Source organism: Exiguobacterium sp. TDN 0502 (assembly GCF_050846835.1).
Lineage (GTDB): Bacteria > Bacillota > Bacilli > Exiguobacteriales > Exiguobacteriaceae > Exiguobacterium_A.
The window spans coordinates 1-16,136 of record NZ_JBOZGJ010000008.1 but is presented as its reverse complement, the minus strand read 5'-3'; the positions used below and the strand labels follow the sequence as shown (position 1 = coordinate 16,136).

The following is a 16,136-nucleotide window of genomic DNA, read 5'->3' as shown; positions in this document are numbered from 1 at the left end:
ATGAAAAAATTAGCTTACGCCGTCCTAGCGCCGGCGCTGTTACTGGCAGCTTGTGCGAATGGAGAAGCGACGACGAAGGTCGTCAAGGACGTACCCAAAGGGGTTCAATCGGACGTCAAGATCGCCGTCATCCGCAACCTGGCATCGGACGATCATACGAAACAATTCCTTGATGGCGCTCGCAGTGAAGGCGAAGCGCTCGGCTTTAAAGTCAGCACGTTCATCTCGGAAGGCAATGACGTCAAGTTCAAGGAACTGGTCGCGCAAGCGATTCAGCAAGATTATGACGGGCTCATCATCTCGCACGGTAAGGAAGACTACGCCTATGACATGATCAAACCAGCGGTCGATAAAGGACTGAAGGTTGTAACATTCGATACGGTCACGAAGAAAAAAGGAACGGCGTTAAAAGGCGTGACGGAAACATTCCAAAACGATCATCAACTCGCGAAGCTATCGCTCGATGAAGTGACGAAGGTGACGGACAAAAAGCCGGTCCGTGTCATCAAACTGTGGTTCGGACCAGGTTTTGCCCCGCTCGATCGCCGTCAGGAAATCTATAAGACGTATGAAGCAGACGGTAAGATCAAAACACTCGAGACGGTCGGACCAACGAACTTCCAAGACGTCCAAGGCGATATCGCAACGAAGATGAATGCGATTCTCGCGAAATACCCGAAAGGAAGCATTGATGCGGTCTGGGGAGCGTGGGACGAAGTCGCAAAAGGCGCTTACAAATCGCTCAAGGATAATAAACGTCAAGAAATCCCACTGATCTCGATCGATGTCTCGAATCAGGATATCAACCTGATGCGTGAGAAGGGGAGCAACTGGGTCTCGACGAGTGCGGTAGATCCGTTCTTGATCGGACAAACGGACATGCGATTACTGGCCAAGAAAATCGCCGGTGAGAAGACGCCGGATAGCTTTGATCTCGACGCGAAACTTGTGGAGCAGAAGGCGTTGAAGCAGGATACGACAATGTACAATCTCGATACGATCATCAAAGGATGGAGTACATCGGAAAAATTCAATGAACCGTGGATGGACCGGTTGCGTGACGTCCATCAGAAACAATGACGTCTACCAATCATCACTTGGAGATGACCGGAATTTCACTAGCGTTTCCAGGAGTGCAAGCCTTAAAACAGGTCTCGTTTGAAGTGAAATCCGGTGAAATCCACGCACTTGTCGGTGCGAATGGTGCCGGGAAGTCGACGTTGATGAAAGTCTTATCCGGAGCGGAAACGGCGGACGAAGGAACGATTCGTCTCGACGGGAAGGCGTTATCCATCATGTCACCGCGTGATGCGAAACAGATTGGAATCGACCTCGTCCAACAAGAGGTCGATGTGGCGCTCGTTCCGTATCTGACGGTTGCTGAGAATATCTGTCTCGATCTGTTGACGGACGGAACGATGACCGGTTTGGTATCCCAACGCCGTTACATAAAACGTGCGAAAGAAGCGTTAGCAGCATTACAGGCGGATATTTCCGTCAAGGCACGCGTCGAAGAGTTGCGGCTTGCTGAAAAACAGCTCGTGTTGATTGCCCGCGCTCTCGTCCAGGAACGCCGTTTTTTGATTTTGGATGAACCGACGGCACCGCTCAGTCAGGCGGAGACGAGCCACCTTTTTTCGGTCGTGCGACGTTTAGCGGAGCGGGGACTCGGGATCATTTTCATCTCGCATCGCCTCCAGGAACTGTATGACATTTGTGATTCCATCTCGGTCATGCGCGACGGTCAACTGATTTCACGACATCTTTTGACAGACATCACGAAGGAAGCTGTCGTTGAGTTGATGCTCGGGCGTAAGCTTACGTCTGTCGCGAAAACATCTCGGGCAAATGCGACAAATGTACTGACGGTCAAGAACGCAACGAATACGGACGTCCATAATATCTCTTTGACGGTTCAAGCAGGGGAAGTCGTTGGTATCGCAGGTCTTGTCGGTGCCGGCAAAACCGAATTATGCAAAGCATTGTTCGGCGACCGTCCATTTCAGGACGGTGAGGTTCGGATAGGTGGAAAAGCCCATCGCCTTCGCAATCCACAAGCCGCGATTCAAGCGGGAATCGGCCTCGTTCCAGAAGAACGCCGAAAAGAAGGCATCCTCGTTGCCGATTCTGTCGCTGAGAATCTGACGGCTGCAGCAGCCCGTGATTTCGTCAACCGTTGGGGGCTGATGGACCGTCGCAAAGAAGCAGATCAGGCATCGAAATGGGTCAAGGAGCTGGGCATTAAAGTAGCAGACGTGACGCAGGAAGTGGGACAGCTATCCGGTGGAAATCAACAAAAAGTCGCCATCGGAAAGTGGTTACTGACGGATGTCTCCGTGCTCGTCTTGGACGAACCGACGAAAGGTGTCGACGTCGGAGCGAAACAAGACATCTATCGTCTGATTGATGGACTCGCGCAGCAACAAAAGGGAATCCTTTACGCGACGAGTGAATGGGATGAACTTCTGACCGTCACGGACCGGATCTATGTCATGTTTGATGGACGAATCGTCCATGAAACGCAGACGGCGGACACGTCAGAAGAAACCTTGTTGTGGTATGCGACAGGAGGAGGGCAACGATGAATGAGGTAGTATCGAAACAAACGAACCGAGGGAAAGGCTTACGTCCCATCCTCGGATTCTTGAACGACTGGGGGATCGTCCTCGCGATTCTTGCTCTGGTCCTGTTTTTTGCGACGACGGCTCCGACCTTCCTGCAAGGGACGAACTTGATTAATATCTTACGCAGCATCTCGATCGTGACGATCATCGCAATCGGATTAACTGTTTCGTTGACGGTCAATGGATTTGATTTATCTGTCGGCTCGACCGCAACACTTGCGAGTTCTTTCGTCGTCTCGTTCTTCGTCTGGTATAGTCTGCCGCTTGGCGTCTCGATTGGTCTGGCACTGATCCTATCGCTGAGCGTCGCCTTACTGAACATCCTACTGATCGTTTGGTTCAAGATTCCGGATTTATTCGCGACGCTTGCGACGATGTTCATCGTTGAAGGAGCGGCGATGACCTATACGGGGGGCGGTTCAATCAGTGCTGGGATGCCACGCCTGGACGGCACACCAACAGTCGGCACGATTCCGGAGGCATTCACGAAAATCAGTCAAGCACCTTGGATCATCGTCATCATGCTCATCGTCGTCGCTGTGACGCATGTCTTCTTAAGTCATACGCGACACGGTCGTTTTCTCTATATCATCGGTGGGAATCCGGAAGCCGCACGCCTGACCGGGATCCGCGTCAATCGTTACCGGGCGCTTGCTTACTTAATCGCTGGATTGTTTGCTGCCGTCGGTGGGATTTTACTCGCTTCACAGGTCGGATCGTCGCAAATCAATGCCGGTTCCGGTTACTTGATGCCGGCAGTCGCAGCCGCCTTCATTGGCTCGTCGTTCGCGGGACAAGGGAAACCGAATGCGCTCGGTACACTCGTAGGTGCCTGTCTCGTCGGGATTCTTGAAAATGGTCTCGTCATGCTGTCTGTTCCATACTATTCCTTGAACATCATCAAAGGACTTGTCCTTGCGATCGCACTCGCGACAACGTATGCGCGATATCGGAAAAAATAATTGAAATTCGACGTTTCATTTATAACATATTCGGTAATATTCAATATATGAAAGGATGGTGATGCACATGAATGATTACCAATGTAGAGGGAACGATCGCATGTCGCTTCTGAAAGAAGAGGATCACCGGACTTGACGAACGTTGTCCATTGACACGGATGTATTCGTGTTTTACGTGCAACTGCACGGTTCAAGAACGGATCACGGCATGTGTTCGTTCCTGAAACAAATAAGGGGGAAACGCTACGGCGTTTCCCCCTTTTTCGTGTGCCAAAAACTGCTCGTATTTCTTTAAAAGCGCAGCGGAATATGAGATGATATAAAAAGTCAGAAAATTCAACTACTACGAGAGCAAGGGGCCTGACCATGCGAACATACACTAAGGAGATTCAAGCGATTATCGACAACGTAGAGAAAGTCATCATCGGTAAGGAAGATGTCATCACACAATCATTGGCAGCACTACTAGCGGGTGGACATGTATTGCTCGAAGACGTACCCGGAGTCGGGAAGACGATGCTCGTCCGTGCGTTCAGCCGATCGATCGGGTTGACCTTCAAACGTGTTCAGTTCACACCAGACCTACTTCCGTCGGATTTGACGGGTGTATCGATGTATAACCAGAAAACAAGCCAATTCGAATATAGACCGGGTCCTTTAATGGGAAACATCGTCTTAGCCGATGAAATCAACCGGACGTCCCCGAAAACCCAATCTGCCTTACTTGAGGGAATGGCGGAAGCAAATGTCACCGTCGATGGTGAGATTCATACGCTTCCGAATCCCTTTTTCGTCATGGCGACACAAAACCCGATTGAACATGAAGGAACGTATCCGTTACCAGAAGCACAGCTCGACCGTTTCCTCGTCAAAGTCAAAATGGGTTATCCGGATTTCCATCAAGAGATGAAGCTACTGACGCGTTTTGAACGGGACGAGCCGATCGAGACGCTCGAAGCGGTAATCGGACGCGAACAATTGCTCCAGATGAAAGAAGAAGTCAAGAACGTCCATGTCTCACAGCCTGTCAAAAAATATATCGTCCATCTCGTCCAAGCGACCCGGACAAATGGGTCACTTTATCTCGGAGCAAGTCCCCGTTCTTCGATCGCCTTGATGAAAGTCGCGCAAGCGTGGGCGTACATGGAAGGACGCAGTTTCGTTTTGCCGGATGATGTCAAACATCTCTTGATTCCGGTCCTATCACACCGCTTGATTTTGACAGCGGACGCGCGTTATCACGGTCAATCGTCTGAACGGATTTTAGAACAAATCAAAAAAGAGGTTGCTGTACCCATCCAACAAGACGTGGAGTCCTTATGACGAAGTGGCAAATTGGTTGGCGTTACGCTGTATTACTTGTGACGACGGCTGCCTTATGGGGATATGCGCGCGTCGATGGCGGAAATGTCGCGTCTTTGCTGTTTTATGTCATGGCCGGTCTGACCGTCTACTGGACGCTCTTTCTCATCTGGCCGGTCACGCAGGCCCTTGCGACGCGCGAAGTCTCAAATAAGATGCTCGTTGCCGGAACGGATATCCCGGTTTCCTTACGGGTTCGTCGACGTTTTCCGTTTCTGGTCGGAGCCGTCGAGGTGACGGAGGCAATCCCGAACGAACTGAGCGAAGAAAAACTCGATATTAGCCGTCCGCTCCGTGCCCATTACCGGAAGACAGAGCAAATCGATTACACGATTCCATCGATTCGGCGTGGCGTCTATCAGATCCCTGGCTGTATCGTCGAGATCACGGATCCGTTCGGTTTATTCAAACGGAAGCGGATGTTTCCGGTCGAGACGTATCTTGCAATCGAACCGGCTCGACTTGCCGTTCAGCTTCCACACGAGGAGGATCGGGGCGATGGGGGAGTCTCACCCGTGTCACTCGATCTTCGCCAGTCGTCCTTTACCGTCGTCGGGGTCCGGGAATACGTCAGTGGTGACCGAATGAATCAGATCGACTGGAAAGCGACGGCGAAACGTCAAGGGTTGATGACGAAGACGTTCGAACGGGAACAGGAACGGGAGACGACGATCGTCTTTGATGAGGGAACGGAAGCGGGTGAAACCTTCGAACGTGTCATCTCGATGCTCGCCGAAGCGACGGATCAACTGAACAAACGTCGCTTGAACTATCGGATCCACCTCGTCGGGCATGCCGTTCAATCTTTATCGTTGCCGCTTGAAGGGGCGAAACTGACGCATTACTTAATGACGGCGCAACCGAGCCGGTCACGGACGTTCATCGAGTCGTGGGAGTACTCGTCGAAGGCGCTCCGGCTGAGCGGAAACGTCCTTTTCATCACACCGGATCTCGAATCGAATAATGAGCTATGGATTTCGAAAGTCAATCAGGAAGCCACCGTTCATGTCTATACACCAGAACGGAGGGGAGTGCGATGATGCGACGCTTGATTTGGAACGCCATCGCGGCAGCCCTTCTGACTTGTTTCATGCCACCACTTCTCGAGCTGACGACGTTCGAGCATCTCTGGTCCTTCTTACCGATGTTGTTTCTACCGTTGCTTTTGTCGCATCTGTCACGACGTTACTTTTTACTCGGAAGTCTCGGTGGATTACTGCTGTCGTTCTATCTGATTTTGACGCCGGGAGCAGCACCATGGGGCATCTTTACGGAAATCAGTTCAGATATTCAGAGCGTCATCAATGGTGAATTACCAGGACGACCCGCTTTCGCGCTCTCGATCGGCTTGATTAGTTTTTTGATCGCGTATCTCGCGCGCCGGACGTTCCCGAATCGTGGGTTCGTCTTCGGACTTGCCTTCGGAGTGATCGGGTTCATTGCCTATTGTGATACGTGGACGGATTATTCAGGAGAGACGTTCATTCTCTATCCGATCATCTTGTCTTTACTGTTGCTTTATGCGACGGAAGTCAACGAACGACCGCGCGCTTCTTATGTTCGTCCGCTGAGTGCCTTATTCATCGTGGGGGCTGTCATCGTCGCTGCTGTCCAAAGTCCTGTCATCAATGCGACGTGGCAAGACAGTTGGTACGATTTGACGTCCGGGCTTGAAGGTGAAGGAGAGCCGACAAATGCGATTCAAAAGGTCGGTTACGGCAATAACGATGAACAACTCGGTGGACCGTTCCAGATGGACGACCGGGAAGTCTTTCAGGTCGAAAGTGAAGGAAACCGGTACTGGCGGGTAGAAACGAAAGATGTCTATACCGGAAAAGGCTGGGTCTTATCGGAGTCGAATCCTGAAATCGATTCGCGCGGCTTCTTCTCGCATTTCGGAGATGAGGTCAAGACACGAAATGAGACCGCTACGTTCGAGATGGCACGTGAATTACCGTTTGTCCCGTACAATGGGGACAATGTCCGGATTTCCGTCGATGACCAACGCCAAAACGTCCTGGTTGATCCGGGCAATCAAAAGATTTCCTATCTCGATGATGCGGAACGGCAGCGAAACTATCGAATCGACTATGCGTACCCGCTCTTTACGGAAGAACAGTTGCAAACGGATGAACCGCTCAACCTATCAGATGCGGAAACGCGACGGTATCTGCAGCTACCGGAACGATTACCACAACGCGTACGCGATTTAGCGAAGCAGATCGTTGCGGATGAGGAGACACCATGGGACAAAGCGCGGGCAATCGAGAATTATTTTGAAGAAGAGAACTTCGAATACAATACGGAAGATGTTGCTGTGCCGAAAGAGAACCAGGATTATGTCGATCAGTTCCTGTTCGAGACGAAGCTCGGCTACTGTGATAACTTCTCGACGTCAGCGACCGTCCTGCTCCGGGCGGCCGGCTTGCCTGCGCGCTGGGTGAAGGGGTTCACGGGAGGCGAATCCGATGTCATCGGTTCTGCCGTGACAAGTTATACGGTACGAAATAAAAACGCTCACTCGTGGGTCGAAGTCTACATTGAAGGACCAGGATGGGTACCGCTTGAGCCGACAGTCAGTTTCGATGGAGCAGGACAATATACGATTGACCGGGAAACAAACAACGAGACGGAGCAAACGAATCCACAACGCGAGACAGAAAACAATACAGAGACGACAACGCCGAACCGTCCACAGGAAAATCTACTTGATGAAGAACAGACGACGAGCACCGGACAGCCGGAGCAGAAGTCGATCCCATTCTGGCCGATCGTCCTGACGGCACTCGCTCTCTTGTTCCTCTACTTGTTCCGAAAACCAATCATTCGGACACTTGCGATTCTCTTCTTCCGGAGACAAATCGAGCGACCGGAAGGATTCCGACGGATGTATCGGTACCTCTTGCGACGGCTTGATAAAAAAGGATTCCATTATCAAGATGGTCGAACGCTTGCGGAACTCGCTCACGAAGTCGATGGGTATTACGAGACGTACGCGATGCGCCCGTTAACGGATGCTTACGAGCGGATGGTCTACGGTGGAGAAACGCTATCAGCCGATAAAAAACGTGAATATTTCGAAAATATCATTCGTCATGTAGAGGGTTGATATTTACGAAACGATACAGGTACAATGGGAACAACGTAAATCACACACATGCAATCTCCTTTGTATATACTCGCGGATATGGCGCGAGAGTCTCTACCGGGTCACCTTAAACGACCTGACTATGAAGGAGCAGACCCTTCGTATACATTTTTTTGTGAAGCGGCCTGCTCTTTTTCCATTTTATCCATGGGCGAAGAGTGGGCTTTTTTCATAGGGTACGCATGAAATCAGAAAGGCGGGAACAGATTTGGAAGCACATTTGGACCAGGAAATGATTCTCGTCCTCGATTTTGGAGGACAGTACAATCAATTGATCACACGTCGTATTCGGGACCTTGGTGTCTATAGTGAATTGCATTCGCATAAAATCACTGCAGCAGAAGTAAAGGAAATCGCACCTGCTGGTATCATCTTCTCAGGTGGTCCACGTAGCGTCTACGCAGAGGATGCGTACCGGTGTGACCCGGAAATCTTCGACCTCGGTATTCCAATCTTCGGTATCTGTTACGGCATGCAGCTCATGTCACAACATTTCGGCGGAACAGTGGAACGTGCGGGACATCGTGAATATGGAAAAGCCACATTGACGTTACAAGACCCGTCACCGATGTATGCGAACCTACCGCTTGAACAAACGGTCTGGATGAGCCACAGTGACCTCGTCACATCTGTGCCAAACGGATTCGTCGTCGATGGAACGAACGTGTCATGTCCGATCGCTTCGATCAAGAACGAAGAATTGAAAATGTACGGTGTGCAGTATCACCCGGAAGTGAACCATACGGTCTTCGGAAAAGAATTGCTCAAGAACTTCCTCTTTGAAGTCTGTAAATGTGCAGGCGATTGGTCGATGGAGAACTTCATCGAAATCGAAGTAGCGAAGATTCAAGAACAAGTCGGCGACAAAAAAGTCCTCTGTGCCCTTTCAGGTGGTGTCGACTCGTCTGTCGTCGCAGCCTTGATTCACAAAGCAATCGGTGATCAATTGACATGTATGTTCGTCGATCACGGTTTATTGCGTAAGGGTGAAGCGGAAAGTGTCATGAAGACATTTGCGGATCACTTCCACATGAACGTCATCAAGATTGATGCCCAGGATCGTTTCCTCGACAAACTCCGTGGTATCTCGGATCCGGAGCAGAAACGTAAAATCATCGGCAACGAGTTCGTCTACGTCTTCGACGAAGAAGCTTCGAAGCTGACGGACATGGACTTCCTTGCGCAAGGTACACTCTATACGGATATCATCGAGAGTGGTACGGATACGGCACAAACGATCAAATCACACCACAACGTCGGTGGACTGCCGGAAGACATGCAGTTTGAATTGATTGAACCAATCAACACGTTGTTCAAGGATGAAGTCCGTGAACTCGGGAAAGAACTCGGTCTTTCCGATGAAATCGTGTGGCGTCAGCCGTTCCCAGGACCAGGTCTCGGAATTCGTGTCCTCGGTGAAATCACAGATGAGAAACTCGAAATCGTCCGCGAATCTGATTTCATTCTTCGTGATGAAATCAAAAAGGCAGGACTCGAGCGCGAAATCTGGCAATACTTCACAGTCCTTCCTCCAATCCGTTCGGTTGGTGTCATGGGCGATGAGCGGACATACGACTATGCGGTCGGAATCCGTGCTGTCACGTCAATTGACGGAATGACATCAGACTGGGCACGTATCCCATGGGACGTGCTTGAGAAGATCTCCGTCCGAATCGTCAACGAAGTCCAGAACGTTAACCGCGTCCTGTACGATGTGACGTCGAAACCACCGTCAACGATTGAGTGGGAATAAAAATTAGATTTGATGAAATGATTCGTCTTATGAATCCTGTCGTACCAACGTTTTAAAGGGGACAGGTGAAAAGAAGTTCGTTTCATCTTCAACAATTGTATTTAAAAATGAAGCGCCCTTTTGTTCATGTGATTTATGAATGAAAGGGTGTTATTTTGCTTAAAAAAATCTGATACTTTTCTATTCATGTAAGAGCAAGATATCTCTTCTGTGTACTTTATATAAATCAAAAATTAGATTCATGTAAGTAAGTCCAAGGCTTTTTAATAAGTCAGTTTGACAAAGTTTATTACATATTTATCAATTTATCCGAAGTTCATTTTACGATTTATTTTTAAATCTACTGTTTTATGAATTTTTAAGTAGGTATATCACATATTTTGTCTTTTACAATTTCTGTTTCACTTTGTAAAAATACAAGTCTTACTGATATAAAAGATCGTCGACTTCAGCTGCTTAATTTTTTTCTATATTCTATAATCAATTTAAATAAGTGTTATGCTTTTAATAAAGTTATGGGATGGTGATTTCAAAGTGAGAAGAGAATCAGAATATGGAAGGTGTAAATTTGTTATGACTAGAGGTGAACTTGGTTATAGTGAAGTATTAGAAGATTTTCAGAATGCGGAATATATTTATATTTTGACATACAACATATCTAAAGACGATGAAACACTTTTAGAAAAAATAAATGAAAGTCCACCAGATACAGAAATTAAACTATATACAAATATTCCAAGTAGATTTAACCGATATTACTATGAATGGGCAAAAACTAAAGCAAAAGTCCAAATTGATAACTATAAAGAAAAATTGAATCCAGAAAATTTTAATCAGAAATTTCAAAGTATGTTCACTTTTGATAATCATTCAAAAATTATAATGACCAACAATATAGCATATGTTGGCTCGGCGAACTATTCTTCAGAGTCGGCAAATAATTTTGAAGCAGGAGTAATTTTTGAAGACAAAAATATGATTAACCAAATAATAAATATTATTGAAGAAGAAGTTGAAAGTGCATCAGAACCATACTATGCTTACAACATCTTTAGATTAATATTTTTAGCAAGGGAACTTGAAGAGCTTATAACAGTGGTTCATGAAAATATTTGGGGTGTATGGGATTTCCAAGGCAGAGAACAAATGGAGTACTATTTAGGAACTAACATTAATTTAGATACGAATTTTATAGATGCATTTAATAACTTCCAATTCGATTTTCAAAGTGCTGCAAATGATTTAATAAGTGAAATTGAAAATGACGCTTCTCAAAAGAAAATAACCTTTGAACAACATCGATTGATAGAAAACATTACTTATGTTCGAGACTTAATATGTAACTACAAAGTAAGTTCAGAAATTATTGAATTTATAGAGTTTGATGAGAATGGATTTATTCAAGAAAAAATGGAAGAAAATATTATGTACATGACTGAAGATGTATTAGATGAATATATACAAAACTTTGTTCAGAATGCATATGAAATAAAAGACGACTTAGCAACAGACGCACAAGAATATCTAGTAGCTTACGAATCGCTTTTAGTAAAGGCTGCTCAATTAACAATGGAAACAGTTGGAGATTTAAAAATATATATAAACAACAAGATAGATAATACATAATTTTCTACACCATGAAATAAAAAAGAATTGAAAATATTAATATAATACTAAAAAGCTTGGAGAGCCTGTTTTTAAAAATGGTATTACTCCAAGCTTTTTGTTTACTGATAAAAAATCAAAAATATGAAATAATTGATAAATGTTATTAAATGGTACCTGATTTGAAGATGAATTTAGGATTTAATTATAGATACTATAATAATGGAGGTATTTACAGTGAAATTGTTATTAGCAACAACTCATGTGGACTCACATGGTATGAGAATGAGTATAGAGGCTCTAGAGGGGGCTGCAAGACAAATTAATGGGGATACTGTTCCAAGTATGGGTGTTGAGCATGATGTGACTATACCTCCATTAGGAAAATTTAGCGAAGCGTTTATTCACAAATTACCAGATGGTGAATATGGATTATTTGCTATACCGAATTTTTATATTGAAGAAGATTCTACTGTAGTGAAACTTCCTAATGGAGAAATTGGAAGAATGGATGTTTGGAGAGATAAACGTCCGTTTGTAGGTATGCATAAGGATGTACCGGAAGAGATAATTTTTTCGTATGACTTAGTTAATTTTGAATCGAATACTGATTCTGAAAAGTTTTCAAAAACACTTAAGGATCATGGACCGTGTAAGCAACAAATTCTGGTTAGAAAATCTTTAATACCGGATCCGGAATTGATCATAACTTTAACAAAGCAAGGTATTTCAACGTTAATAGCTTATAAATTTTTAAATACTTTTGGAAAGAAGGTTAAAGAAGATTTAAACAATGACTTAATTAATTTATATTCTAAAATTAGAAATGCTATGATTAACTACGCAAAGCATTGTATTCCTAAAAATAGACCAGTCACATATCTTTTAGTTTTACCTGGCGTTCCTTCCCAAGAATTTGTTATCAAATCTCTAAAGCCATGTGTAGCAATTCAAGCTGTAAGCCCAGAGAAAATTTCAGAAGCTTTGAGTGAATCAGAATTATTTACTTCAAATTTCGATACACAAAAAATTCAATTTATTTTTTGTGATGATAAGCAACAATGGAAGTTTAACTACTTAGTAACTAATTCTGGAGAAGTAATTGGATCTAAAGATGCCGTACAAAATAGAGAAAAAGCTATTAAGTTAATGATGAGTCAGAAAGGTAAAAAAATGTAGAATTTTTAAAAAAGAATGTTGAGGTGTGAAGGTGAATATTAAAGATTTTATTAAAGGATTTAAAAATCATCCAGTTCTTTTCATTGGTGCAGGAGTCAGCTTAAGATATTTAGAAGATTCTTTTACATGGGACGGGTTATTAAAGCATATTTCTCGTGAATTAGTGGGAAATGATGAACATTATTATGATATTAAATCAAAATATGAAACTGATGGAGATTACGATTATACAAAAGTAGCATTAGATTTAGAGAGGGATTTCAACGATATAGTCACTAAAGATAGAAATGGGAAATTTAAAAATATTAATGATATATTTTATGAGCATATGTCACAAGGAAAAAATATCAGTAGGTTTAAATTATTCATATCAGAATTATTGAAAAAGTATACTTTGAAAATAGATAAACAGGATGAAATCGCGGAATTCAAAAAAATAAGAAAAAATATTGGTTCTGTAATTACTACTAATTATGATTCTTTTATTGAAGATACATTTGAATTTAAGACTTTAGTAGGGAATGAGATTTTACTAAGTAATCCTTATGGATCAATTTATAAAATACATGGTAGTTTTGAGGATCCTAATAAGATAATAATAACGGAATCAGATTATAAAGAATTTAATGAGCGATATGAATTAATTAGGGCACAGTTACTATCTTTGTTTCTGCATCATCCAATTATTTTTTTGGGGTATAACATAGGCGATAATAATATAAAAGACATTCTTAAGACCATATTTACTTACGTAAATCCAAATTCTGATGAAGCTGAAGAAATCAGGAAAAATTTTTTACTAGTTGAGTACGAAATAGATTCTGAGAATCAAGATGTAACTCACCACGACATCGATATGAGTGGATTTTCTACAATTAGAATAAATAAGATAAAAACAGATAATTTTATAGATATATATAAAGGATTATCGGATTTAAATTTACCAGTATCAGCGATGGATATACGAAAAGTTCAATCTATAGTAAGAGAGATTTATGCCGGTGGAAATATTAAAGTAAGTATCACTGAGGATATAGACAGTTTACAAAATGGTGAGAAAGTATTGGCAATAGGTTCTCTGAAAACTATCAAATATGAATTTCATACATCGTCCGAAATGATGGAACAATATTTTAATATCATCGACGAATCTAATCATCAATTATTGGAATTGATTAATAAATTAAAGATTCAAGAAAGTCAATATTTCCCTATTTTCGGTTTCTACAATATACAAGACAATATAACTAAGTTTAATATATTAAAAAATAATCAAATAAAAAAAATCAGGAGTCTGTTAGAACAACCTATACGTTTTGATGTAATTCATAATGATGTAGAAAGTATTCTAACAGATCCAGAAATGTCACAAGCAAAGAAAAATTTTGCAATAATACATGGCATTTTGAATGATTCAATCGTACTAGATCAAGCCGAAAAATATTTAAGGGATTATGAAAATAAAAAAACTACAGATTATAGAAAGTTACTTTGTGTATATGATTTTAAGATGTATGCCAGTGAACGAGAATTTAATGAGGTAAGTGTTGTGAAATTAGATTCTTAATGAGAAAATTATAATTTAGTCGTAGTAAAATGCTATGTACTCAATTAAAAAATCTCAACAAAATTTATTAAACTGAGAAACTCCCGCAAAACCGAACGTTCGGATAAAATAAGTAGTTAAATTTCGTTTTTATGGTTGACCGATGAATTTGACCATGCTACGATGTGTCTGTTCTTATTTTTCATACCACTAAAAAAACATAAATAATGCCGTATAATTCTGGGGATAGGGCCCGGAAGTCTCTACAGGAACACCGTAAAGGTTCCTACTACGGCGCACATGCAACATCGTGCGCTTATTGAAACGGCTTTTACCGCTTAGGTAAGGGCCGTTTTTTATTTTCAAGGAGACGGCTTATTTGGAAGGAAGGCAATCATGAGCACACAATTGAAACAGCCACACCAACCGAAAGCAAAAGAAAATGCGATTGCGCGTTTCTTTGATTTCAATGGGCTTGGTACGAACATGCGTACAGAGTTCATCGCCGGCATGACGACGTTCTTCGCGATGGCGTACATCCTATTCGTCAACCCAAACACATTAGCAGAGGCAGGCATGGATGCAGGAGCGGTCTTCGGTGCTACAGCACTCGTCGCGATCATCGGTTCTGTCACGATGGGATTACTCGCGAACTATCCAATTGCGCTCGCACCGGGTATGGGCTTAAACGCCTTCTTCGCCTATAGTGTCGTCATCGGAATGGGTATTCCATGGCAAACTGCACTTTCAGGAGTTCTCGTCTCGGGTCTCGTCTTCATGGTATTAACGGCTTCAGGTATTCGCGAGATGATCATTAACGCGATTCCAGAACCATTAAAAATGGCTGTTGCAGCAGGGATCGGATTATTCATCGCCTTCATCGGATTAAAAACAGGCGGTATCGTCGTTGCGAATGAGGCGACACTCGTCTCACTCGGTAACCTTAGCCAAGGAACAACGCTTCTCGCAGTCTTCGGTCTTGTCGTCTCGGCAATCTTGATGACACGTGGTGTCAAAGGCGCGATTTTCTTCGGAATGATCATCACGGCGATTGCTGGAATGATCTTCGGATTGATTCCAGTCCCAACAAGTCTTGGTGAAGTCATTTCAGCACCACCAAGCATCGCCCCGACATTCGGACAAGCCTTCTTACATTTTAACGAGATTTTCACAGTTCAAATGATGATCGTCATCTTGACTTTCTTCTTCGTCGATTTCTTCGATACAGCAGGTACATTGGTTGCAGTAGCAAACCAAGCCGGTCTGATCAAGGAAAATAAAGTACCACGTGCTGGTCGCGCATTGATCGCTGACTCAACAGCAACCGTAGCGGGTTCGATTCTTGGAACGTCGACTACGGTTTCATACATCGAATCAAGTGCAGGGGTTGCAGCGGGTGGTCGTTCAGGTATGACGGCAATCGTTACAGCATTGTTCTTCGGTCTCGCTTTATTCTTCTCACCATTACTCGCGATCATCACTGCGCCGGTCACGGCACCCGCATTGATCATCGTCGGTGTATTGATGGCAGCTTCATTGCTGCAAATCGATTGGAAAAAATTCGAGTATGCGGTTCCGGCTTTCTTGACTGTCATCATGATGCCGTTAACGTACTCGATCGCAACAGGAATTGCATTTGGTTTCCTCTTCTACCCAATCACGATGATCGCAAAAGGACGAGCAAAAGACGTACACCCAATCATGTACGTATTATCGCTCGGGTTCCTCGGTTACTTCATCTGGTTGCATTAATCCAAACTGCGTCTTTCTTCTATATAGAAGAAAGACGTTTTTTTGTTTGGGAGAGGGTAAGGAAGAAGAGAGAGGGTGATTCAGATGTTACAGCAGATTACTGGACCCGCATTCGAATACTTGGCTGATGTGTAATGCAGAATAGGAGTGCAGACTTGTGCGACGGAAACGTACACAGTTCTGCACTCCTTTTGCGAAAAAAGAA

11 protein-coding genes and 2 riboswitches are annotated in these 16,136 nt (G+C 44.1%); all 11 genes read left to right on the top strand.

Translation table 11 applies throughout. The features are described 5' to 3' along the window. Nucleotides 1–1,080, top strand: a complete 1,080-nt coding sequence (locus ACRPK8_RS09710) for a sugar ABC transporter substrate-binding protein (RefSeq protein WP_432238048.1) — start codon at nt 1–3, stop codon at nt 1,078–1,080. Continuing rightward, nucleotides 1,077–2,585 carry a sugar ABC transporter ATP-binding protein gene (locus ACRPK8_RS09705; RefSeq protein WP_432238047.1) on the top strand — a complete coding sequence of 503 codons (1,509 nt, stop codon included), beginning with the start codon at nt 1,077–1,079 and terminating at the stop codon, nt 2,583–2,585. The genes ACRPK8_RS09710 and ACRPK8_RS09705 overlap by 4 nt, the downstream gene beginning before the upstream one ends. Further along, a complete protein-coding gene (locus ACRPK8_RS09700) occupies nt 2,582–3,586 on the top strand; it encodes an ABC transporter permease (protein ID WP_432238046.1) in 1,005 nt (334 codons plus the stop codon). Before ACRPK8_RS09705 ends, ACRPK8_RS09700 begins: the two co-directional genes overlap by 4 nt. 366 nt (nt 3,587–3,952) lie before the next feature. After that, entirely contained in the window at nt 3,953–4,909 is a 957-nt protein-coding gene (locus ACRPK8_RS09695) for an AAA family ATPase (RefSeq protein ID WP_023467045.1), read from the top strand. Then, a complete protein-coding gene (locus tag ACRPK8_RS09690; protein ID WP_432238045.1) occupies nt 4,906–5,988 on the top strand; it encodes a DUF58 domain-containing protein in 1,083 nt (360 codons plus the stop codon). The genes ACRPK8_RS09695 and ACRPK8_RS09690 overlap by 4 nt, the downstream gene beginning before the upstream one ends. Next, entirely contained in the window at nt 5,985–8,057 is a 2,073-nt protein-coding gene (locus ACRPK8_RS09685) for a transglutaminaseTgpA domain-containing protein (protein WP_432238044.1), read from the top strand. The genes ACRPK8_RS09690 and ACRPK8_RS09685 overlap by 4 nt, the downstream gene beginning before the upstream one ends. 40 nt (nt 8,058–8,097) lie before the next feature. Beyond that, a riboswitch (purine riboswitch) is annotated at nt 8,098–8,199 on the top strand. A 129-nt stretch (nt 8,200–8,328) separates the two neighbouring features. Next, complete coding sequence (gene guaA / locus ACRPK8_RS09680; RefSeq protein WP_051353615.1) at nt 8,329–9,849, top strand: glutamine-hydrolyzing GMP synthase; 1,521 nt, start codon at nt 8,329–8,331, stop codon at nt 9,847–9,849. 573 nt (nt 9,850–10,422) lie between these two features. Beyond that, complete coding sequence (locus ACRPK8_RS09675) at nt 10,423–11,475, top strand: phospholipase D-like domain-containing protein (RefSeq protein ID WP_432238043.1); 1,053 nt, start codon at nt 10,423–10,425, stop codon at nt 11,473–11,475. 216 nt (nt 11,476–11,691) lie between these two features. Continuing rightward, nucleotides 11,692–12,633, top strand: coding sequence for a hypothetical protein (locus ACRPK8_RS09670; RefSeq protein ID WP_432238042.1), 942 nt, complete (start codon nt 11,692–11,694; stop codon nt 12,631–12,633). A 31-nt stretch (nt 12,634–12,664) separates the two neighbouring features. After that, nucleotides 12,665–14,200, top strand: coding sequence for an SIR2 family protein (locus ACRPK8_RS09665; RefSeq protein ID WP_432238041.1), 1,536 nt, complete (start codon nt 12,665–12,667; stop codon nt 14,198–14,200). A 189-nt stretch (nt 14,201–14,389) separates the two neighbouring features. Continuing rightward, nucleotides 14,390–14,491, top strand: a riboswitch (purine riboswitch). Between the two features lie 84 nt (nt 14,492–14,575). Continuing rightward, nucleotides 14,576–15,931 (top strand): NCS2 family permease, encoded by a 1,356-nt coding sequence (locus ACRPK8_RS09660; protein ID WP_432238040.1) that lies wholly within the window; start codon nt 14,576–14,578, stop codon nt 15,929–15,931. Nucleotides 15,932–16,136: the final 205 nt, after the last annotated feature.

What these genes read in the sequence shown, in the direction of transcription:
- ACRPK8_RS09710 (WP_432238048.1), top strand. Translation starts at nt 1, where the DNA reads ATGAAAAAATTAGCTTACGCCGTCCTAGCGCCGGCGCTGTTACTGGCA.
- ACRPK8_RS09705 (WP_432238047.1), top strand. Translation starts at nt 1,077, where the DNA reads ATGACGTCTACCAATCATCACTTGGAGATGACCGGAATTTCACTAGCG.
- ACRPK8_RS09700 (WP_432238046.1), top strand. Translation starts at nt 2,582, where the DNA reads ATGAATGAGGTAGTATCGAAACAAACGAACCGAGGGAAAGGCTTACGT.
- ACRPK8_RS09695 (WP_023467045.1), top strand. Translation starts at nt 3,953, where the DNA reads ATGCGAACATACACTAAGGAGATTCAAGCGATTATCGACAACGTAGAG.
- ACRPK8_RS09690 (WP_432238045.1), top strand. Translation starts at nt 4,906, where the DNA reads ATGACGAAGTGGCAAATTGGTTGGCGTTACGCTGTATTACTTGTGACG.
- ACRPK8_RS09685 (WP_432238044.1), top strand. Translation starts at nt 5,985, where the DNA reads ATGATGCGACGCTTGATTTGGAACGCCATCGCGGCAGCCCTTCTGACT.
- guaA (WP_051353615.1), top strand. Translation starts at nt 8,329, where the DNA reads ATGATTCTCGTCCTCGATTTTGGAGGACAGTACAATCAATTGATCACA.
- ACRPK8_RS09675 (WP_432238043.1), top strand. Translation starts at nt 10,423, where the DNA reads ATGACTAGAGGTGAACTTGGTTATAGTGAAGTATTAGAAGATTTTCAG.
- ACRPK8_RS09660 (WP_432238040.1), top strand. Translation starts at nt 14,576, where the DNA reads ATGAGCACACAATTGAAACAGCCACACCAACCGAAAGCAAAAGAAAAT.